24 protein-coding genes and 1 pseudogene are annotated in these 19,427 nt (G+C 63.6%); 6 read left to right on the top strand and 19 right to left on the bottom strand.

Annotated features, from left to right (window positions below; translation table 11 throughout):
- The first annotated feature begins 19 nt into the window (after window positions 1–19).
- Entirely contained in the window at window positions 20–637 is a 618-nt protein-coding gene (locus ISO4_RS09755; RefSeq protein ID WP_228548039.1) for a GNAT family N-acetyltransferase, read from the top strand.
- 69 nt (window positions 638–706) lie between these two features.
- Here the strand turns inward: ISO4_RS09755 and wrbA are convergent, their stop codons facing one another.
- Together wrbA and ISO4_RS09745 are read right to left on the bottom strand one after the other, a co-directional pair.
- On the bottom strand, window positions 707–1,306 hold the full coding sequence (wrbA, locus tag ISO4_RS09750; protein WP_142949907.1) for an NAD(P)H:quinone oxidoreductase: 600 nt from the start codon (window positions 1,304–1,306) through the stop codon (window positions 707–709).
- A 126-nt stretch (window positions 1,307–1,432) separates the two neighbouring features.
- Entirely contained in the window at window positions 1,433–2,653 is a 1,221-nt protein-coding gene (locus ISO4_RS09745) for an oxygenase MpaB family protein (RefSeq protein ID WP_194856068.1), read from the bottom strand.
- A gap of 114 nt (window positions 2,654–2,767) precedes the next feature.
- Here ISO4_RS09745 and ISO4_RS09740 point away from each other — a divergent pair, with 114 nt between their 5' ends.
- Window positions 2,768–3,358: a TetR/AcrR family transcriptional regulator gene (locus tag ISO4_RS09740; RefSeq protein ID WP_142949909.1), complete on the top strand. Its 591-nt coding sequence runs from the start codon at window positions 2,768–2,770 to the stop codon at window positions 3,356–3,358.
- Window positions 3,359–3,369: 11 nt separating this feature from the next.
- The gene (locus tag ISO4_RS09735; RefSeq protein WP_142949910.1) at window positions 3,370–4,170 is read left to right on the top strand and encodes an NYN domain-containing protein; all 801 of its coding nucleotides are present in this window, start codon (window positions 3,370–3,372) and stop codon (window positions 4,168–4,170) included.
- Between the two features lie 179 nt (window positions 4,171–4,349).
- Here the strand turns inward: ISO4_RS09735 and ISO4_RS09730 are convergent, their stop codons facing one another.
- The 12 genes from ISO4_RS09730 to ISO4_RS09675 form a co-directional block, all read right to left on the bottom strand.
- Window positions 4,350–5,639 (bottom strand): TRAP transporter large permease, encoded by a 1,290-nt coding sequence (locus ISO4_RS09730; protein WP_194856067.1) that lies wholly within the window; start codon window positions 5,637–5,639, stop codon window positions 4,350–4,352.
- Window positions 5,636–6,130, bottom strand: a complete 495-nt coding sequence (locus tag ISO4_RS09725) for a TRAP transporter small permease (RefSeq protein WP_142949912.1) — start codon at window positions 6,128–6,130, stop codon at window positions 5,636–5,638. Before ISO4_RS09725 ends, ISO4_RS09730 begins: the two co-directional genes overlap by 4 nt.
- On the bottom strand, window positions 6,131–7,120 hold the full coding sequence (locus ISO4_RS09720) for a TRAP transporter substrate-binding protein (protein WP_194856066.1): 990 nt from the start codon (window positions 7,118–7,120) through the stop codon (window positions 6,131–6,133).
- Window positions 7,121–7,347: 227 nt separating this feature from the next.
- The gene (locus ISO4_RS09715) at window positions 7,348–8,184 is read right to left on the bottom strand and encodes a TRAP transporter TatT component family protein (protein ID WP_194856065.1); all 837 of its coding nucleotides are present in this window, start codon (window positions 8,182–8,184) and stop codon (window positions 7,348–7,350) included.
- Between the two features lie 73 nt (window positions 8,185–8,257).
- A complete protein-coding gene (locus ISO4_RS09710) occupies window positions 8,258–9,097 on the bottom strand; it encodes a rhomboid family intramembrane serine protease (protein WP_194856064.1) in 840 nt (279 codons plus the stop codon).
- Entirely contained in the window at window positions 9,090–10,073 is a 984-nt protein-coding gene (locus tag ISO4_RS09705; RefSeq protein WP_228548038.1) for an aminopeptidase, read from the bottom strand. Before ISO4_RS09705 ends, ISO4_RS09710 begins: the two co-directional genes overlap by 8 nt.
- Before the next feature lie 85 nt (window positions 10,074–10,158).
- A complete protein-coding gene (gene efpL, locus ISO4_RS09700) occupies window positions 10,159–10,725 on the bottom strand; it encodes an elongation factor P-like protein EfpL (RefSeq protein WP_142949916.1) in 567 nt (188 codons plus the stop codon).
- A 111-nt stretch (window positions 10,726–10,836) separates the two neighbouring features.
- Complete coding sequence (locus ISO4_RS09695; RefSeq protein ID WP_142949917.1) at window positions 10,837–11,118, bottom strand: HigA family addiction module antitoxin; 282 nt, start codon at window positions 11,116–11,118, stop codon at window positions 10,837–10,839.
- Window positions 11,119–11,355: 237 nt separating this feature from the next.
- Entirely contained in the window at window positions 11,356–11,751 is a 396-nt protein-coding gene (locus ISO4_RS09690; RefSeq protein WP_142949918.1) for a type II toxin-antitoxin system HicB family antitoxin, read from the bottom strand.
- Window positions 11,752–12,000 (bottom strand): type II toxin-antitoxin system HicA family toxin, encoded by a 249-nt coding sequence (locus ISO4_RS09685; protein WP_142949919.1) that lies wholly within the window; start codon window positions 11,998–12,000, stop codon window positions 11,752–11,754. It lies immediately after the preceding gene.
- A gap of 179 nt (window positions 12,001–12,179) precedes the next feature.
- A complete protein-coding gene (locus tag ISO4_RS09680) occupies window positions 12,180–12,959 on the bottom strand; it encodes a lysophospholipid acyltransferase family protein (protein ID WP_194856093.1) in 780 nt (259 codons plus the stop codon).
- 2 nt (window positions 12,960–12,961) lie between these two features.
- Window positions 12,962–13,810 carry a GNAT family N-acetyltransferase gene (locus tag ISO4_RS09675; protein WP_142949920.1) on the bottom strand — a complete coding sequence of 283 codons (849 nt, stop codon included), beginning with the start codon at window positions 13,808–13,810 and terminating at the stop codon, window positions 12,962–12,964.
- Between the two features lie 88 nt (window positions 13,811–13,898).
- On the opposite strand from ISO4_RS09675, the gene ISO4_RS09670 reads away from it, so the two are divergent.
- Window positions 13,899–14,189 (top strand): CDGSH iron-sulfur domain-containing protein, encoded by a 291-nt coding sequence (locus tag ISO4_RS09670; RefSeq protein WP_194856063.1) that lies wholly within the window; start codon window positions 13,899–13,901, stop codon window positions 14,187–14,189.
- A 133-nt stretch (window positions 14,190–14,322) separates the two neighbouring features.
- Window positions 14,323–14,562, top strand: a complete 240-nt coding sequence (locus tag ISO4_RS09665) for a hypothetical protein (RefSeq protein WP_194856062.1) — start codon at window positions 14,323–14,325, stop codon at window positions 14,560–14,562.
- A 106-nt stretch (window positions 14,563–14,668) separates the two neighbouring features.
- On the opposite strand, the gene ISO4_RS09660 is transcribed toward ISO4_RS09665, so the two are convergent.
- From ISO4_RS09660 to ISO4_RS09640, 5 genes are all read right to left on the bottom strand, one after another.
- Window positions 14,669–15,625 (bottom strand): Rpn family recombination-promoting nuclease/putative transposase, encoded by a 957-nt coding sequence (locus ISO4_RS09660; RefSeq protein WP_194856061.1) that lies wholly within the window; start codon window positions 15,623–15,625, stop codon window positions 14,669–14,671.
- 158 nt (window positions 15,626–15,783) lie between these two features.
- Complete coding sequence (locus ISO4_RS09655) at window positions 15,784–16,185, bottom strand: helix-turn-helix domain-containing protein (protein WP_194856060.1); 402 nt, start codon at window positions 16,183–16,185, stop codon at window positions 15,784–15,786.
- 3 nt (window positions 16,186–16,188) lie between these two features.
- Window positions 16,189–16,449 (bottom strand): type II toxin-antitoxin system HigB family toxin, encoded by a 261-nt coding sequence (locus ISO4_RS09650; protein ID WP_194856059.1) that lies wholly within the window; start codon window positions 16,447–16,449, stop codon window positions 16,189–16,191.
- A gap of 207 nt (window positions 16,450–16,656) precedes the next feature.
- Window positions 16,657–17,502, bottom strand: coding sequence for a transposase (locus ISO4_RS09645; RefSeq protein WP_194856058.1), 846 nt, complete (start codon window positions 17,500–17,502; stop codon window positions 16,657–16,659).
- A 325-nt stretch (window positions 17,503–17,827) separates the two neighbouring features.
- Window positions 17,828–18,220 (bottom strand): type II toxin-antitoxin system VapC family toxin, encoded by a 393-nt coding sequence (locus tag ISO4_RS09640; RefSeq protein ID WP_194856057.1) that lies wholly within the window; start codon window positions 18,218–18,220, stop codon window positions 17,828–17,830.
- Between the two features lie 742 nt (window positions 18,221–18,962).
- Between ISO4_RS09640 and ISO4_RS09635 the strand changes: the two are divergent.
- A pseudogene (locus ISO4_RS09635) lies at window positions 18,963–19,427 on the top strand (aromatic hydrocarbon degradation protein); the annotation flags it as partial.

Here is a 19,427-nt window from a genome sequence, read left to right as displayed (position 1 = left end):
ACTCTCCACGGCCCCGGCCATGCTTAAACGACTGCGCCGCTGGCTGTTCGGCGGGTCACCGGCGCCGGGCGCCTCGTTCGCGCCGGCGCGCCCGGCCGATCCGCCGCCCCCCGCGCGTGAGCCGGCACCCGCCGTGGCCGCCGACCCGGCGCCGGATTCAGCAACGTCGGGCCTGCCGTTCGAAATCCGCCCCTACCGGGACGGCGACGCGGCGGCGCTGGCCCGGGTGTTCCGCAACGCCATTCTGGTCACCGCCGCCGATCACTACGACGCTGACCAGCGTCGGGCCTGGAGCGCCGCCGCCGACGACCCGGCCTTTCCGGCGGATCTCGCCAAGGGCCTGACCATGGTCGCCGAATGGCAGCAGGAGACCGCCGGCTTCGCGCAGCTGGTGGACGACCGCATCACCCTCATCTACGTCCACCCGGACACCGCCCGCCTGGGCATTGCCACCCTGCTCTACCAGCATCTCGAGGACGAAGCGCGCATCCAGGGCCGCGAGCGCCTGGTCACCGAAGCCAGCCAGGTGGCCCACGACTTCTTCCTGTTCCTCGGCTTCCAACCCGACGCCGAGGAAACCGTGGAACGCGACGGCGTCGCCCTCACCCGCTGGCGCATGCACAAACCCCTGATCTGAAATAAAAAAAGCCGCTTCTGGGGGGAGAAGCGGCAAGGGGGGTAAGAATCAGCGTCTTGGGTTCGGGGATTACAACTTCGCGGTCAGCTTGGCGACCTGCTCGCCCTGGTAGCGGGCCAGGCCCAGCTCCTTGTCGCTGGGCTGACGGCTACCGTCCGGCCCGGCGATGGTGCCCGCGCCGTAGGGGGTGCTGCCGTGCACTTCCTTGATGTCCATCTGCGCCTGCTCGGGGTCGGCGTAGCCCAGCGGCACGATGATGAAGCCGTGGTGCGCCAGCGTGGTCCAGGTGGAGGTGATGGTGGTTTCCTTACCGCCGCCGGTGCCGGTGGAGGTGAACACACTGGCCACCTTGCCGGCGAGTGCGCCCTTGGCCCACAGACCGCCGGTCTGGTCCCAGAAGGTGCGCATCTGGCCGCTCATGTTGCCGAAGCGGGTGGGGGTACCGACGATTACCGCGTCGTAGTCCTTCAGCTCTCCGGGTTCGGCCACCGGTGCCGCCTGGTCGGTCTTGCCGCCGGCCGCCTTGAAGGCGTCCTCGGGCATGGTCTCGGCGACGCGCTTGATATCGACCTGCACGCCTTCAACGCGGCGGGCCCCTTCGGCCACGGCGTCCGCCATGGCTTCGATATGGCCGTACATGGAATAGTAAAGAACCAGAATGCGTTTCATCGGAACCTCCAGTTTGTTCGCAGTCGTCTGCAAAAGATGATGCAACTGTACGCCTGAAGGTTCGGTGAAAGCACAGGGCTGGGCAGAACGGATTGATCAGATTTTTCTATCTATTAACACCGCCCCTTACAGCGGCGGCTCGGTGACGGCGCGCTCACCGTCGCCGAACATGGAGGCCAGAGCGCGGTGCTGGGCGTCACGGCCGCGCCGGCGTTGCCAGGCTTCCAGGCCGGGCAGCCAGCGCTGGGCGCTGTAGCCGAGCAGGCGCGGCACCAGAGTGAGCAGCGGGTACCAGGGCGTCACCCCGGCGGGCAGGCCCAGCTGGCCCATCTTCTCCCGGTCCAGGAAGTAGCGGCTCACGCTCAGATGCTGCCGGTACAGCAGCCGGCGGCGCGGGCCCTGGAAGCGCTTGAAATGCCGCTCCAGCGGCTCCCGGGCCAGGGCCGCCCCCAGCTCGCGGCTGGTCCAGTCCGGCCGGCTCTGGGTCATCAGGCAGTGGTGCAGCCGCACCGCGCCGTCCTGTTCGTTGAACGCCAGCCATTGCTCGTCCACGCCCATCACCCAGCAGGCGTAGCTCCACAGGTGCATCACCGCGCGTGCCTCGCGGCCGGTGACTGGCACGCCCAGTTTGCGCAGCCCGCCCAGCATCACCACGCTGAAACCCAGATAGGTGGCCGCCATGTCGGTCTGGCACAGAGGCAGGCCCCAGCGGGCCGCGTCCCACTCCTGGCGGCCGCTGAGGTTGCGGCGCACCAGGCTGTGCACCAGCCGCACCCGCAGGGTGGTCTTGAAGCCCTCGCCGAAACGGTCCAGGCCACCCGGCTCGGTGCAGTCGATCCACCATTTGCCGGTTTCCGCCACGCGCCGGGCGGTGCCCTGGCTGAGCGCACCGGTGAGCACCAGCGACTGGTTGAAGCCGGACAACAGGTAGCCGCCCATCAACGCCAGATCGCGCAGCACATAGGTGGCGGTAAGCCCGGTGCGGTGGATAAAGCGGGCGCCCTCGTCGATCAACGCCGGATCCACCCAGTCCGGGCGGCGGTCGACACGTTCGAAGAACGACCGCAGCGGTTCCGGCGCCGCCGGCACCGCGTCGATGCCCTGCTCCAGGGCCTGCTCGAACAGCGCCCGCCCCTCGCGGGTGCCGTGGTCGTACATCCAGTCCACGAGGCTGTCCATGGCCGGGTCACCGTGCCACAGGCCCTCGGTTGCCGCCTGGTACTCCGCCTCGCTGGGCGCCAGCGGGCGGCCCAGAAAGCGGCGCAGCAGGTACGGCGTGGGCGCCTGGGTCTTGGCGTAGGGCCGGGCGCGTTCGGGCACGGCGGGCGGCTGGGCGGACGCGTTCATGGCGGGCTCCGGTGGCTCTGGCGGTTATCGGGGTTGTTGCGATGTCCGCACTCTAATGCGAATATGTATTCGCATTCAATTCGCGTTCCAGCGTCGCTTACCCCAGGAGTCGCCATGCGCAAACATCCCCGCCAGCGGCGCTCCCGGCAACTGGTGGACAGCCTGATCGAGGCCACCGGCCGGGCGCTGGTGGAATACGGGCTGGACCACACCACCACGGTGCGCATCGCCGAAATCGCCGGGGTCAGCGTGGGGTCGCTGTACCAATATTTCGAAGGCAAGGACGCCCTGGTCGAGGCGCTGATGGACAAGCTCGCCGGCGACATCGCCCAGGGTCTGCGCCGCCTGCCCCTGGCGGACAGCGCCGGCCTGCGCGAGACCGTGGAGGGCGCCATCCGCTTCGGCTTCGCGGTGCTGCACTCCCGCGACGGCCTTTACCTGGAGCTGGTGCGCAACTGGCACCGGCTGCCCACCAACCGGGTCGCCGACGCGCTGCAGCAGCACTTCATGGAGCTGTCCCGGCTCTATTTCATCAAGCACTACCGCGACTACCCGATCGAGGATCTGCAGGTGCGGGTGTTCATCGTCGCCAACAGCGTGCTGTTCACCATGGTGCGCCACGCCAGCCAGAACGACGCCCTGCTGCGCGAGGACGACATCGCCGCCGGTCTTACTGATATGGTAGTAGGCTATATGACCCATTGAGGTGGAACCCCATGGACGACAAGAACCCCGCTGAAGGACAACGCCACCTGGCGGTGCTGATCGACGCGGACAACGCGCCACCGGCCATCGTCGAAGGCCTGTTCGAAGAGATCGCCAAATACGGCGTCGCCAGCGTGAAACGCATCTACGGCGACTGGACCAAGCCCAATCTGGGCGGCTGGAAGAAGGTGCTGCTGGACTATTCCATCCAGCCGGTGCAGCAGTTCGCCTACACCCAGGGCAAGAACGCCACCGACAGCTCGCTGATCATCGACGCCATGGACCTGCTCTACACCCGGGAGCTGGGCGGCTTTTGTCTGGTCTCCAGCGACAGCGATTTCACCCGCCTGGCGGCGCGCCTGCGCGAGGCCGGCGTCACCGTTTACGGCTTCGGCGAGAAGAAAACGCCAAACCCGTTCGTGGCCGCCTGCGACAAATTCATCTACACCGAGATTCTGCGCGCCGACGCGGAAGAGCCGGCGCCCGCCAAGAGCGGCGGCGCCGACGGCGGCAAGGCGGCGGACAAGCCGGCCCAGGCGCAGGCCGCCAAGGCCCAGAGCGACAAGGAAAAGCCGCCGCTCAACTTTATCGCCCGGGTGATCGAGGACATCTCCGACGACGAGGACTGGGTGCACCTGGGCGCGCTGGGGCAGAACCTCAACAAACGCAGCCCGGCGTTCGACACCCGCCTCTACGGCTTCAAGAAACTCAGCGAGCTGCTCAAAGCCCACCCCAACCGCTTCGAAGTACAGGAAGCCGGCGGCAGCGGCGGCAGCAAAGCCTTACGGGTCCGCAACAAGCGCAAACGCTAGCTAGAGGCACCTTGTGCGAGCGGGCCCCGCCCGCGAAAGGGTGGCGCCAGCCACCCGGCAAAGGTTGCCCCGCAGGATTCCAGAGACGCTGTTCGTGGTGCCCTTAGACAGACCTCTGGGATCCTGCCGGAAGCTTCGCTTCCTTTCGCGGGCAGGGCCCGCTCCCACAAGAGCCCGCTTCAGCGCACCAACCAGAGGCTCAGCTGCGGGATATAGGTGATCGCCAGCAAGGCGATCACCAGCACCAGCATGAACGGCAGCGTGGCGGCGAACAGCTCGGTGATCGATTTGCGGAACCGGTAGCTGGCGATGAACAGGTTCATGCCCACCGGCGGCGTGATGTAGCCGATCTGCATGTTGGCCACGAAGATAATCCCCAGGTGCACCGGGTCGATGCCGTAGCGCAACGCCACCGGCAGAATCAGCGGCACCATGATCACCAGCGCGGCGAAGATATCCAGGAAGGCGCCCAGCACCAGCAGCAGAATGTTGAGCAGCACCAGGAAAGCGATCTTGCTCTGCACATGGGTCTGGATGAACTGGAACAGCTGCTCGGGAATGCCGGCGTACACCAGGTAATCGGCGAACGCCTGGGCCACCGCCAGAATCAGCAGAATGCCACCCACCATGACCATCGCCTCTCGGGTGATGCCCGGCAGCCGCCGCATCGGAATCTCGCGGTACAGGAACACCTCGGCGAACAGCACGTAGAGCGCGGTCACCGCCGCCGCCTCGCTGACCACCAGGAAGCCGGAGAAGATACCGCCCAGCACCACGAACGGCAGCGGCAGCTCCCAGCGGGCTTCCCAGAGCGCGTCGATCAGCTCGCGGGTGCGGAACGCCTGGCGCGGCACCGGCGCCTCGCGGTTGGCCCACAGGCAATAGAAATACAGCAGCACCACCATCAGCAGCGCCGGGCCGATCCCCGCCAGATACAGATCGACGATCTCCACCGCCGGCATCGCCAGTTGCTGCGACAGCTGCTGGGCGATAATGCCGTAGATCAGCAGCGGCACCGAGGGCACCAGCAGCAGGCCCAGGCTGCCCGACGAGGTCACCAGGCCGAGGCTGAAGCGGCGCGGGTAGCCGGCCTTCACCAGCGCCGGCAACAGCAAGGCGCCCAGCGCCACGATGGTGACACCGGAACCGCCGGTGAGCGCGGTGAAGAAGGCACAGGCGATCAACGCCACGAACGCCATGCCGCCGGGCATCCAGCCGAACGCCGCCTGGCTCAGGCGCACCAGCCGGTCGGCGGTGCGCGACTCGCTGAGCAGGAAGCCGGCGAAGGTGAACAGCGGCAGCGCCATCAGCACCACCGAATCCGACAGCTGATAGATGTCGATGTGCAGCACCGCCAGCGGCGAGCCCTGGGTGTAAAAGCCCAGCGCGGCGGCGCCCAGCAGCACCGCGAACAGGGGCGCGCCCAGCAGCGCCAGCAACAGCAGCACCAGTACGGCGATCCAGATCATGCCACCGGCTCCCGCATGCTGGGCCGCCGGCCGCGCAGCCCCAGGCCGAACAGCACCAGGTAACGCAGCGCCATCACCGTGAAGCCGAGCGGGATCACCGCCTGCAACAGCCAGCTCGGCACGCCGGCGAAGGCGGTAGCGCCGAACTGGTATTCCTCGATCACGAACTGCACGCTGTACCAGCCGGTGAGCACGCAGATGCCCGCGGTGAACAGGTCCACCAGCCCGGTGACCCAGGGCAGCAGCCGTTCCGGCAAAAAGTTGGCGGCCAGATCAATGCGGATGTGCTCGTCCTTGCGCGAGGCGATCATCGCGCCCAGCAGGCCGATCCACAGCACCGCGTTGCGCAGCAGCGGCTCCGCCCACACCAGGCTGACGCCGCCGAAGTTGCGCAGGCCGATCTGCGCCACCGCCAGCAGCACCATGCCCAACAGCACGGTGACGATCAGACCGTCCTCGAAGCGGTGCAGCCAGAACAGCAGGCGGCGCATTTATTCGGCCGTGTCGCGGTGGGCCTCAAGGATGCGGTGCAGCCGGTCGAGCATGTCGCGGCTCAGCTCGCCCTCTTCCACCAGTTCATTGGTGGCCTTGTCGGCGTAGCGCTTCCATTCGGCGCGTTGCTCGTCGCTGGGCTTGACCAGCTCCAGGCCCTGGTTGCGCACCGCCTGGAAGGCGTCCTTGTTCTGCTCGCGGCTGTCCCGGTCGATGGTGTCGAAGGCGCTTTCCAGCACCCGGCGCACCACCGCCCGGTCGTCCTCGGCGAGGCGGTCGAAGTGGCGCTTGTGGATCGCCAGCAGGCCGTAGGTGTAGAGCAGCGGCAGGTCGGTGACGTAATCCACCCGCGAGTACCACTGCAGGGTGAGCGCGGCCACCGGCGGCGCCGCGAAGGCGTTGACCGCGCCGGTCTGCAGCGAGGTCAGCACCGAGCCGATGTTCAGCACGATCGGCGACAGCCCCAGGGTGTCGGCGGCGTTGGCGGAGGCGCTGTCGCCGGAGGGCAGCCACAGCTTCTGGTCGCGCAGGTCGTCCAGGCTGCGCACCGGGTTGGCGGACATGATGTAGGCGAAGCCGCCGTCCACCAGCCCGAAGCTGACCCAGCCGTTGTCTTCCAGCCCCTGCTGGATCAGCGGGTCCAGCTCGGCGCGGGCGGCGTCCACCTCGGCGTAGTTATTAAAGGTGAGCGGCACGTTGAGAATCTGGCTGTCCGCGTAGGCGCCGGCGAAGGCTCCGCCCTGGGCCATCTGACCGTGCAGCTGGCCGACGCGGATCTTGCGCTGCACCGCCCGGTCGTCGCCCATCACGCCGCCCGGGTAGATCTTCAAGCTGACCCGGCCGTCGGTTTCCTGCTCGATGGTGTCGCCCGCCTGCTTCAGCGCCTTCACCACCGCCGTGCCGTCCGGATACAGCGTGGAAATCTTCAGGGTGGTGGCGAAGGCCAGCACCGGCATCAGGGCCAACACGGCCACGGAAATTCGCAACATCCTTCTCTCCATCATCAAAATAGTGCAAAAAGGCCTTGTTGGGGCCAGCCTTGCGGGCGCGGCCTTGTGGGAGCGGGCCCCGCCCGCGAAAGGCAAGCTTTGCTTGCCGGCAGGATCCCAGAGCGCCCTCTACCCGCAGCATAAGCACCCTCTCTGGTATCCTGCCGGCCGGCGTTGCCGGCCTTTCGCGGGCCGGGCCCGCTCCCACAAGGCCTGCTCCCGCAGGCCTAAAAATAATCGTCGGCGCTGTCCAGCAACTGTCGCGCCTGCTGCCTGGCGTAGGTGTTCTGCAGCGTCAGGTCGGGCACGTCCGGCTCGGCCTCAAGCACTTTGCGCAGCTGATCGTCGTGCAGCTCACGGTCGAACACCAGCCGCGCGTAATGCTCCGCGAACAGCACCCGCGCCAGCAGGTTACGGCCGTCGGACAGCGATATGGCGCGTTCGAAGTGGGTACGCGCCTGCTCCGGGCGGCCGCCCAGGCTGGCCGGCAGGATGCTGTTGAGCACGCCCAGGTACATATGCGCCTGACCGTAGCGGTAGTCTTCGTCCAGCGCCACCACCCGTTCCATCAGCAGCCGCACCCGGGACAGCTCCGCCACCGCGTTCCAGTCCTCGGTGTGGGTCTGGATGTAGCCGGCCCAGGCGCCGCCCAGCGAAAACAGCACCGGCACGTCGTCCTGGCCGGCCTCGTCGAGCAGCGCCTCGAACGCCGGCACCTCGATGTCGCGCAGGTCGCAATAGTCGGCGTCGTGGGCGCAGGCGCCACGCAGAGCGTACGCCAGCGCCTTTTCGTTCAGGCGCGCGGCGCGCGCTTCGTCGTCCACGAACACGCCGGCGTAGGCGCCGTACAGGTCGGCGCCGGTCATCAGCAGGCCGCTGCGCTCCGGCCAGTTGACGATCAGCCCGTCCACCATCAGCAGATAGGAGGGCAGGCCCGCCTCGACGGTGGCCAGATCGTTGTTCTGCATCACCGCGCGGCCCAGGCTCTCGTCCAGACGCGCCACCCCGCAGCCGGTCAAAAGCAGTGCCAGCATTGGCCCCATCAGGTATTTGGCTATTCGCATGTCGGCACCATTACTACTCCGTCTCTGGAATCCTGCCGGAGGCTTCGCCTCCTTTCGCGGGCGGGGCCCGCTCCTACCCGCCTTTGTAATAGCGGGCGCGGCGGTAGAGTCCGATGCCCGCGCCCAGCGCCGCGCCGGTGATCAGGCCGGACAAATGCGCGGCGTTGGCGACGATGTCCGCCAGCCCTACATAACAGATCACCAGCCAAACCAGCATCAATATCACAATCTCCCGGCGCAGCTGATACCCGGCCGCCGGGTTGGTCTTGCCGTACAGCCATAGATAGCCGAGCAACCCGTAAACCACCCCGGAAAGCCCGCCGAAGCGCGGGCCGGTATCCATGAACTGGGCCAGGTTGGAGACCGCCGCCACCAGCAGCGTGATCCAGATCAATTGGAAGCTGGACTGGAAGCGCTCGATCAAACGGCCCAGGTCACTCCACCACAGCAAGTTGAAGATGATGTGAAGCACCGAGAAATGCAGCAGCATCGGGCTGAACAGCCGCCACGGCTGGGCCGCCAGGCCGTCCAGGCTTTGCGGGAACATCAGCGCGTAATAGATATCCGGGCCGATCACATAGGGCGAGGCGTAGATCAGCGCGGTCACCACCAGCACCGTGCGCGTCACCGGCCCCATGCTGGCGAACCAGCCGCCGGAAAACACCTGCTGGCGCGGCAGGCCGGTGACCGGCTCGCTGGCCTGCCAGGCGTTGTCCTGCCAGCGGCGCGCCCCGGGGTCACGCAGGAACGCCTCGCTGATACGCCGCGCTTCGTCATGGCGCGCCGGATCCTCAAGGAACAGCACGAACTCGCCGTCGCCGGCTTCCTCGCGGGTGCGGATACCCTCACGGCCCAGCACATGGGCCAGTTGCCGGGCGAGCTTCTCGTTGTTCAGGCGCACCAATTCAAGCATTCCAATCCTCTTTGTCGGCCAGCACTTCCACCGCCTCCCAGAAACAGTCCCAGTGCCCGCCGCAGCTTAGCAGCACCTCCTGAAACGTCCCCACCAGGCCGTAATAGTCATGGACGCCGTTCAGGCGGGCATTGTTCAACCGCCCCTCGAAAAAGCCGGCGTAGGCGCGCAGGGCCGGCAGCTGCTCGGCGCGGGCCCGGTAGTTCTCGCGCAGACCCTCAATCAGCGCCGCTTTGCCCTCGGCCATGGTGGCTTCATCGGCGCCGCTGGCGTACAGCTCGCCCAGTTGCTCCCGGGTCTGCCCCACCAGGGCCAGAAAGGCGTCGCGGGCGCGGTCGCGCTGTTGCCAGCGGTCCAGGTCCACCTGCAGATCGTGGCGCGCCAGATAGCGCAGCGTGCCCTCGCGGGCCACCATGGTGGCCAGGGACTCATTGAAACGGGTGTCGTTGCGGATATACAGCCGCCGGTGGACCAGCTCATGAATCAGCAGCTCCACCAGGGCCGGGCCGGAGCGGTCGATCATCGGCGTGGTGAGCGGGTCCGCGAACCACCCCAGGGTGGAGTAAGCAATGGCGCCGCCCACGTAGGTGTCCCGCCCCTCCGCGTCGAGCTTCTCGGCCAGGGCCTCGGCGTCGGCGCGGTCGAAGTAACCGCGGTAGCTCAGGCACCCCAGCAGCAGGTAGCACCAGGTGCGCGGCTCCAGGGAATACGGCGGCGCGGCGACCACATTCCAGACCACCGCGTCGTCGCGCAGATGCACATAGTCCTGGTAGACGTTACGCGCCGGCAGCGCCAGGGACTCATCGGCGAACGTGAGCACGTCACCGGCCAGGGCCAGTTGCCGGCGCACCGCCACCGGTGTTTCCGGATCGGCCACCACGTCGGCCACCGGCTGGCGCGCGCCCATCAGGTCCATGTGGCCCTTCACGGCCTGGCCGTAGTAGCCGAGCTGGCAGCCGGACAAGGCCAGCCACAAGCCACAAGCTACAAGCCGCAAGCAGGCGGAGGGAAACGATCCCCTCCCCGCTTGTAGCTTGGGGCTTGTAGCTTGAAGCTGATCCTCAGGCACGGGACATGAACTTCCGCTCGGAGGTATTCACCTTCACCTTCTCGCCCTCCTGGATGTACTCCGGCACCTGGACCACCAGGCCGGTCTCCAGGGTGGCGGGCTTGGTGCGGGCACTGGCGGAGGCCGCCTTCATCGCCGGCGTGGTCTCGGTGATGGTGAGCACCACCGACAACGGCAGCTCCAGGCCGATCACCGAATCCCCTACCTTCAGGGCCAGCAGGCCGTCACAGCCCTCGGTGATGAACGGCAGCTCGTCGCGGATATCCTCGGCCTTGAGCGGGTACTGGGAGAAATCCTCGTCGTCCATGAACACATGGTCGTCGCCGTCCACGTAGGAGAAATGCACCGGCCGGCGCAGCAACTCCACCGTGGGCACGTCCTCGTCGCCCTTGTAGCGCTCCTCGAACTTCGGCCCGCCGCCCACCGCGGCGGCGCGCACCCGGTACAGCGTGGCCGCGCCCCGCGCCGAGGGGGAATTCACCTCGATCTGGCGGATCACGAACAAAGAGCCGTTGTGTTCAATAACGTCGGATTTTTTCAGGTCGCTGGCGCGGGTCACGGGCCTTCCTCATGGCAACTCAAAACGGCGCCAATAGTAGCAGGCCCGGCACCGTCGCCGGTAGGCCGGGTCATGCCAAAGACGCCACTCCGGCGTCACCGGCCCGCAAACCTACGCGGCGACGAGCTTCTTGACGTTCAAATCCTTTCGGTGCTGTTCGGCGTGCCAGAGTTCGTACTGCGCCTGCTGGGTGAGCCAACTCTCCGCGGACGTATCAAATGCGATGGAAAGCCTGATCGCCATTTCCGGGCTGATACCCGCCTTTCCGTTCAGGATGGCGCTCAATGTCTTGCGACTGACCCCCAACGCCTCGGCGGCGGCGGTCACCGTCAATCCCAGAGGATCAAGACAGAGTTCCTTTATGACTTCACCGGGGTGGGGAGGGTTGTGCATCAGTGCACCTCACATTCAACATGCAGGAAAACGAATGTAACCCGTAACGTATCGCACCTCAATACAGAAACACAGTGAACTGCCTGATGACATAGCCTCACCACAGGCAGGGCCTGGTCTCCCCGTTATGGAGTCAGCGTAGTGGATCAGGAAGCGATCGGAGGTAAGCAGGAAACGAGACGGCGTGTCGGCGAGAGCGGAACTTTATGTCAGCAAAGCGCATCAAGAGCAGGCCGGTCAGGGTCGGCGGCGCTTATCGAATGTTCTGGCGGGCTCGGCTATCGCGTCGTGCTGTCGGGGCTCGGCCAGATAGCGTTCCAGGGCTTTTCGCACAAGCTCGTTCAGGGAAGAATCTTCTTGTGTCGCCGCACGCGCGGCCGCCAAGTGAATATCGTGACCGACCCGGACATTGAAGGAACCCTTACATGGCTTCTCCGGCGGCTGACCCGACTCGTCGCAGTCCGCCAGGTAATCGTCCACGGCCTGCTGGAACGCTTGCTCCAGCGCGGCAACGGTCTCGGCTTCATAATTCACCAAGGCCTGGATATAAAGCAGTTTGCCATACAGGCAGTTGTCTTCCGGGCTGGCTTCAATGGACCCGTAGTAACCACGATACTGCAGCAGATTCGCCATCTAGATCAGGCCTCCATCCTCTAACTTCTCGATCACCTGGCGCCGCGCGTAACGTTTCAGCTCATTACCCGGATGGGGACGGTGCAGACTTATCAGCTGCAACGGATCGCCGTTCGTGAATTTGACGCGCGAGCCACTCCCTTGCCTGCGCTCGTACCCCAATCGACGAAGCAATGTTTCAAGCTCTTGCCAGGTGAATCCTTGCTCGAGCGCCCTCAATTTGATGATCAGGCGTCGGGTACTCGTCATATTAACGCGTCCATTTTGCGACTAAATATAGTTGCTTGTCAAAGCTGCAGCATTGAATCAAGCACGTTAGCCGACGCTGGCGAGATTAGAGGTAAGCAGGAAACGACCCGGCGTGTCGGCGAGAGCGGAACTTTCCGTGATCCCGGGCGTACGGTGGGGTTGGGGCAGATGGAGGGACGTTATCCGACGGTGGCGCCCAAGTCGGCGACGATCCGCTCGCAGGCTTCGCGGGCCAGGGCGCGGGGTTCGTCCGGCGGCAAGGGCGCGCCGAAGGTCAGTTCAACCACGATCCGGCGGCGCCCGAGCAGCCGCCACAGGTGATGGTGGAACTCGTCGTCGTCGATAAAGGCGATGCCGGTGTCCGGTCGGCCCTGCTCGTCGCGGTAACGCACGGCGACGGTCTGCACCGGCGCGTCGTCACCGGCGGCGGCGAACAACTGCGGGAAGAACCGGCGCACGCCGGTACCGTCAGTGGTGGTGCCTTCCGGGAACACCAGGATGCCGTGGCCGCGATCCAGCCGACCACGGATCTCCTCGGTCTTGGCCTTGGACTCACCGCCGCCGCGACGGATAAACAGGGTGCCCACGGCGCGCGCCAGCCAGCCGATCACCGGCCACTCCGCCACCTCCGCCTTGGACAGGAAGTAGCACGGCCGGGCGGCGGCGATCACCGGGATATCCAGCCAGGACACGTGGTTGCTGACCAGCAGCACCGGCCCCGCCCGCAACGGCCCCTGAACGCGCAGCTCCACCCCCAGAATGGTAAGAAAGCGCAGGCACCAGCGCCGCTTGGCGTTCAGAATCACCACCCGGTGGGGATCCCGTCCCGCCCTCAGCCAGATGGCCTCCAGCACCCCGCCCAGCAGGTGCATAAGCACCCGCAAGGCGCGCCAGCAGCGCCGCGCGGTCACCCGTACCGAACTCTCCCCCACCGGCGAGTTCAGCGACAGATCCCGCATCGTCACACCGCCACCGCCGGCCGGGCATCGCCGGGCTGCAGGAAGTGCTGCACATAGCGCGCCGGCAGCCGCGACACTTCCATCAGGATGAAATAATCCAGGCAGTTGAAGTCCGGGTCCCAGCAGGGTTCGCCGCACACCCGCGCGCCCATGCGCAGGTAGGCTTTAAGCAGCGGCGGCATCTTCACCCCGCCGCGCTCGCCGGCGCCGTCCAGGGCGTCGCCGGGCATGCGGTCGAGCCGGAAACGCGGCGTCACCCGCAGGTGCGGCGGCGTCATATGGGATTCGCGGATGCGCTGATCGATCGCCGCCACGTTAAAGCCTTCGCTCAACGCGATGCTGGCGCAGCCGATCAACGAACCGATGTCGTTCTCCAGCATGTACTGGGCCAGGCGCGCCCACAGCACGGTGATCACCGCCCCACCCCGGTAATCCGGATGAATGCAGGTGCGGCCGATTTCCGCCACACGCCCCTGCAAACCGGCCAGCGGCCCAAGATGAAACTCGTTCGCCGAGTAGAAACCGCCGGTTTTGTGCGTGCGCTCCCCGGCCAGCACCCGGGTGTAGCCGACCAGCTCGCCGCTCTGGTTATCGCGCACCACCAGGTGCAGGCAATGGCGGTCGAAGCGGTCCCGGTCCAGACCGAACGGCGCGTGGAAGCTGGCGCCGTACTCCTGGGAAAAGATCCGGTAACGCAAACGCTGAATCTTCAGGATCTCCCGGCGGGACCGGGTAAAATAAGCGCTGAACCGAGCGCCTGTTTCCGGCCCTTTGAGCGCATCACGGGGCTTGAACACGTCTTTGAATGGCGGTCGCAGGGCTTTGATCTTTCCGGCGGCTTGCGCAAGCATAACGAGCTCCAGATTGGATTTACGCCAGTCTGGAAGCCCCCCATTGCTGTCCCGTGACAGGGTTGTGACCGTTAGGAGACAGAATCTGATGCGTATCGAACGCCGCGCGACACCGCGCTACCCGCAGCCGGTCAAACTGGCGCCCGGTGAAGTCCGGCACTGGTGCGCCTGCGGCCACAGTGACACGGCGCCGTTTTGCAGCGATGAGCGTTGCGGTACCGGCGAGCGGCTGAGTTATACCGCGCGCAAGGAAGAGATCGTGCTGTTCTGCGGCTGCGGCGCCACCCGCACCCCGCCCCACTGTGACGGCGCCCACATCGGCCTGCGCGACCGCGAGCCCTGGTGGCGGCGGCTCAGGAGCTGGTTCCGGGGTCGGTGAGAACCGCTGTAATCTTTCGTCCCCGGCACGCGTGGCATATTTCTTACACGTTCCGTCATTTTGAGCCTACTTCCGCCGCCTTCGACCTGCGTTACCGTATACGCATACCAATTCGCACGGAGGCGAGACGAAAATGACCATACTGCTCCAACACCGCGGATACTACGGCTACGTCGAGGTCAGCCAGAAAAACAACTGCCTGCACGGCGCCCTGCTCAACATTGAGGTGCCGGTGCACTATCAGGCCGACACCGCGATCGGCCTGATACGAGCCTTTCAGGACGCCGTGGACAATTACCTGGACTATCCCTACCCAACGCCATCCCGCGATGAAGAATTCGGGGTCAGGTCTTGTCTTTTGCCTTTCGGATGATGTGACGCCTCGAAGCCAAAACAGGCTCAGCCGAAAACAAAGAATCCGGGGTCAGGTCTTGTCTTTTGCCTTTCGGATGATGTGACGCCTCGAAGCCAAAACGGGCTCAGCCGAAAATGTCGTCCAGGCTGTCGGCATCCAGCACCCGGTCGGCCCAGGTTTCCAACTGGTGTTGGGCGGCACTCTGCAGGCGTTTGTGCACGCTGGGCGGAACCTCGCCGAAGCGTCGCTGGATAAGACGCAGAACCAAGGCACGCTCACCGTCCAGCCGGCCTTGCTCCACGCCTTGCCTGACGCCCACCAGACGTTGACGCTCCTTCCATTCCTCGAAGCGGTTGGTAATCATCTCGTACGCCTCCTGCAGGTCGTGCATCTCGGGAAAGGTTTCGCCGGGGAACCATCGGGGTAGACGGCGGCGCAGCCATACCAGATAAGACCTGCGCAGACCGGCCTGTTCTGGCCCTTCAAGCCACTTTAGCAAACGCTGAAGGAGAGCCGCCACCTCCTCGGAGGACCGGTGATGCTCCAGCCGGAACAAGGCAGCCACCAGGTTAGTGAGCGGCTCCTCCGGTCGCGAAGCGTAGACGCCTTCGTCGATCAGTAGAAACGCCTGGTTCGGCTGAAAGCCTTCCAGCCCTTCCGGCGGGGCCTGAATCAGAGGCCTCACTTCGGTGGGCGCCCGCCAACGGCGCTCGCCGTTATAAAGCACCACAGGCAATACCGGCGGCAGCCGACGCTCGGCTCCGAGTTCACCGCGTCGGATCAGGTCCTGATGGAGCAGTCCGGTATATACCATGATGCGAAGCGCCATAAAGCGATCTACAGAAGACTGAAACTCCAATAGTAGATACACGTAAAGCCATTCCTCACCCCAACGAACCCGCCAGATGGCATCGCCGTGGCGACCGCGCAGATCGTCGGTAACGTAACTGCCATTCATTTTCTGCAGGGAACCCAGATCCAGCGCCGCTATCCACTCCCGGGGCAGAAAGCCCGTGAGCAGATCCCGCACCATCCGATCATGGGAAAACAGCAACTTGTAACTGGTGTCGTGCTCGTCCATGGGCACCTCGAAAGCCAATTCAGCCCAAGTCTGCGTGGGAAGAGCTCTGAAATCTGTCCTACAGTGCAGAAGGTTCTTGTGCGAGAAAGCGGAAAGACACGTAGGTCGGCTTGATCCGGGCGGAGCAAAAACGCAAGACCTGCCCCTCAAGAACCCCTCTATTTAAATACGTCAGTAGGCACCCCGAACCGCTCGGACAGACCGCAGATCTGACGCCAGTTAAGTTTGCGCTTTCCAGACAGGATGGCGGAAACCACGGATTGAGCACCCACTTCAGGTAGCTCGCTTTGGGTGACGCCATGCTCATCCATGAGATAGCGCAGAACAGCGGCACCGGATACCGGGGGCATCGGCCGGTGCTGTTCGTCGTAGGCTTCGATGACATCACCCAAGCGAGCCACCAGGCCGGCCAAAGGATGATTTTCATCATCGCCGACGGTGTCCAGCAGCTCGTCCAGGGCCTTCACCTTGGCGTCGTATTCGTCGTCATTGGTCGGCTCGGAAAGCAAGGGAGCGATATACGACCAGTGCTGAGCCGCTTGGTCAAGAATGGCATTCATGGGTCACTCCTTCCATTCGCCGTCGCGAATATAAACCCGCCTCGCACCATAATGCACAATGGCGATCAGCCTGATCTTGTTGCCACCAATATCGAAGACGTGGTGGGGCCCCACTTTGTCAGTAGCAGGGAAGATACCTTTCATCGCAGCGAAGTCCTTGGGCGCGCTGGCTTTCATAAGCCGATACCATGCATCAAGAGCGTTCGCAGCCTTCGGCCACTTCTCCTTGGCTTCCCAAATGCGCTTTTGCGTAATGATGTGCATGATTCCTTCCTTGGCTCGGCAAAGCTACAATATAGCAATATGCTATTTATAGCAAACCGCTATATTGGAAATCAGAGGAATGCCCTTCTTGTGCCCGTCCATGGACGCCCCTCGAGAACGATTTTAGTTCAAGCCTGAATCAGCACGGCCGAGGAATCTGTCCTACGGTGCGGAAGGTGCCTGTGCGAGAAAATATAGAATCCGGGGTCAGGTCTTGTCTTTTGCCTTACGGATGATGCGGCTGACCCGCGAATAGTGCAGCCCGAAAAAATCGCCGATGCTTTGCATGCTGTAGCCGCCACTGGCATAAGCAAGGCTAATCGCCTCGTCCCGGGATCCCGCCGCCTGCGCGAAATATCCCAATGGCTTTGCGGGCGCACGACGCTGACGGGACGGGACTTCGCTCAACACCTCGTCACCAGCGACATGCTCCTGCATCTCGCTGACAAAAGCCTCACTGCCCAAATACACTTGATTCCTCAGCGACTCCCACGGGGAAGTCTGATTGACCCCAGCGGCGACAAACGCCCTGTAACGCTCCACCGCCTCCGCACGACGCCCGGCAAATGTGGAGAGAAGCCAATCCGTCCGCAAAGCATCCAGGCTGGCCGGATATCCCAGCGTCGCACGGTAGCTGCTCCACAGCCATTCCAAGGGCGTCTTGACTATCCCGGCACGAACCGGATTCAACACGACATAACGGGCGAGCTCTAGAAGGTAGCCTTCTTTTTCCACAAGAATGGCTTTATAACGGCCTTGGAATACATGCCCCACACGACAATGAAGGCGATTGAATGTCTGGGTATAGACGCCGTTCAATTGCCGCATCCCTTTGGATAAATTGCCTTCCGGCGTCTCGATCACAAGGTGATAGTGGTTTCCCATCAAGCAATAAGCGTGGCAAACCCAATTGTAGGTGTCGCAGACTTCATCCAACGTCCGCAGGAAAGCGTGCCGGTCCGCATCGCCCTCATAAATCGGCTCTCGCCGGTCCCCCCTCGAGGTCACATGATAAAGAGCCCCGGGGAACTCCAATCGCAACGGTCTGGCCATCCTTGGCTCCATTGACAGTAGGTTTTCATTCTTGGCTTTAAGACTGCCCCACCCCGCGTCAACAGACCAGCCAGGCAAAAGGCAAGACCTGACCCCGTTATTTACTCAGCGGCTACGAGTGTCAGCCACGGCGTCCAGGATATCCTCGGTGGTAGCCCGAGTTCGGATGCCGGGAGTATCGAAGGGTGAGGACACCTCATCGTCTTGCGCGCGCAGTATGAAGAGGGAACCGTCCTTGCGGCGAATGCGCACCTCCTCGGTTCTCGCCAAGTCCAACAGCTTCGCCAGATTTTGCCTCGCTTCGGAGTAAGTGAAGACTCTCATATCATGGCTCCAAGACCCGCAGGCCAAGCTGGGACGCGATGCGCTTCATTTGCTGATCCAACGTGATGAGGGCGCCACCGTGGCTTTTCGCGCACTCCAGAAAGTACGCATCGTAAGCATAAATGCCAAAGTCCGTGGCCATCCGTAAAGCCCTTTCCACATCCACGCGCATGAGGCGAACCGGAATTCGCAAAGTTATTCGCAGCGCGCTGGCGGCTTCGTCCTCGGTCAGTTTATGGCGACGGCACATCGCACTTAGGGCGTTGCCGATTTCGTAAGGCAGTATCTCAGGTGCGCAGATCACGCCCGCGTCCGTCGTCAAACGGACAATGTCCGGCTTCTCCGGCTCGTCCAGGGCCGTAGCGAGGAAAATATTGGTATCGGCAACAATCATTGGACAATTGTACAACTCTGGATCGAGCCTGCAAGTCCAGCTCTTTGGCTTTTCCGGCCTAGGGAACACGCTACCTACCTCTTCCGAAAACGAGACGGAGGGGATATAGGCGCAACGTATCCGCGCCCACATCCTCGAGTTCCGTTCAAGCTAGCCGGAATACCATAGAGTTTCCGTAAGCCATAGCTGAAACAGGCGTCGGAGAAAGCGGAAAGACACGTAGGCCAGCTTTATCCGGGCGGAGCAAAACGCAAGACCTGACCCCGCCCCATGACCCCACCCCAAGGAAACACATGTAGGCCAGCTTAATCCGGCTAGAAAAGAGCAAGATTTCACCAGCCTTTTTAAAATATTTTCTGTCCCCTTTTAATATATTATCGCCTGTTTCCTGTCCCCTTTTTAAAATCGGTAGAACATTCAATTAGGTGTGTATATAAATCCGCCGGACATTACGGGTACACACGTTCACAGACGGCAATTCCAGGCCTGTTTCGCAGTTTTTTGACTGTATAGTCACCCCTCTATATCAAACACTTACGCCATGTTTTCATTTTTTTGGCCTACCCTTTTCACAATTTTCGATTAACTACACGACGAACACGGACACAAGCTCTGAGTGCCGTCCGTCCAACGGCAAATCCCTCCCACGGGAGACGCCGCGTTCAGTCGTGGCACCAATAACGGGATGCAAATCACTAAAACAACAATTTGGAAGAAAACAATAAAAGGAGGGTTCACACCCATGCGCGCAAATTTCCTTTCTTGTGCCGGCCTGTGTGCCGGCGCTCTTTTTCTGAGCCCGAGCATCGCCCTGGCGAACATGGGCAACACCGCCACTACTTATGGCCTGTTGCCCACGGACATCGCCTCCGCCCAGGCCCTGTCCATGTTCAACACCCAGGTGTCGACCACCTACTACAACCCGGCCTATCTGGCGCACAGCACCAAGAGCGAGCTGACCGCCGGCCTGATGCACGCCGAGCACAACCTCCAGGCGGACAGTGAGCAGTTCGGCGCCGACACGGTGCAGGACGACCCCACTCAACAGGTGGTGGTGGGCCTGAAAGCGGATCGCAGCGCCCTCACCGAACTCGGCCAGCCCATGTACCTGGGCGTGATGATCGGCTCCGAGAAGTTCGGTGACGAGCTGCTCGCCTTCGGTTCACGCACCGACCCGGATGGCCAGTACTTCAACTACGGCCGCCAG

It is taken from the genome of Alloalcanivorax venustensis ISO4 (genome assembly GCF_015356855.1).
In the GTDB taxonomy this organism is placed as follows: Bacteria; Pseudomonadota; Gammaproteobacteria; order Pseudomonadales; family Alcanivoracaceae; genus Alloalcanivorax; species Alloalcanivorax venustensis.
Note: the sequence above shows the minus strand (reverse complement) of the source record. Positions and strands in the feature narration are given on the sequence as shown.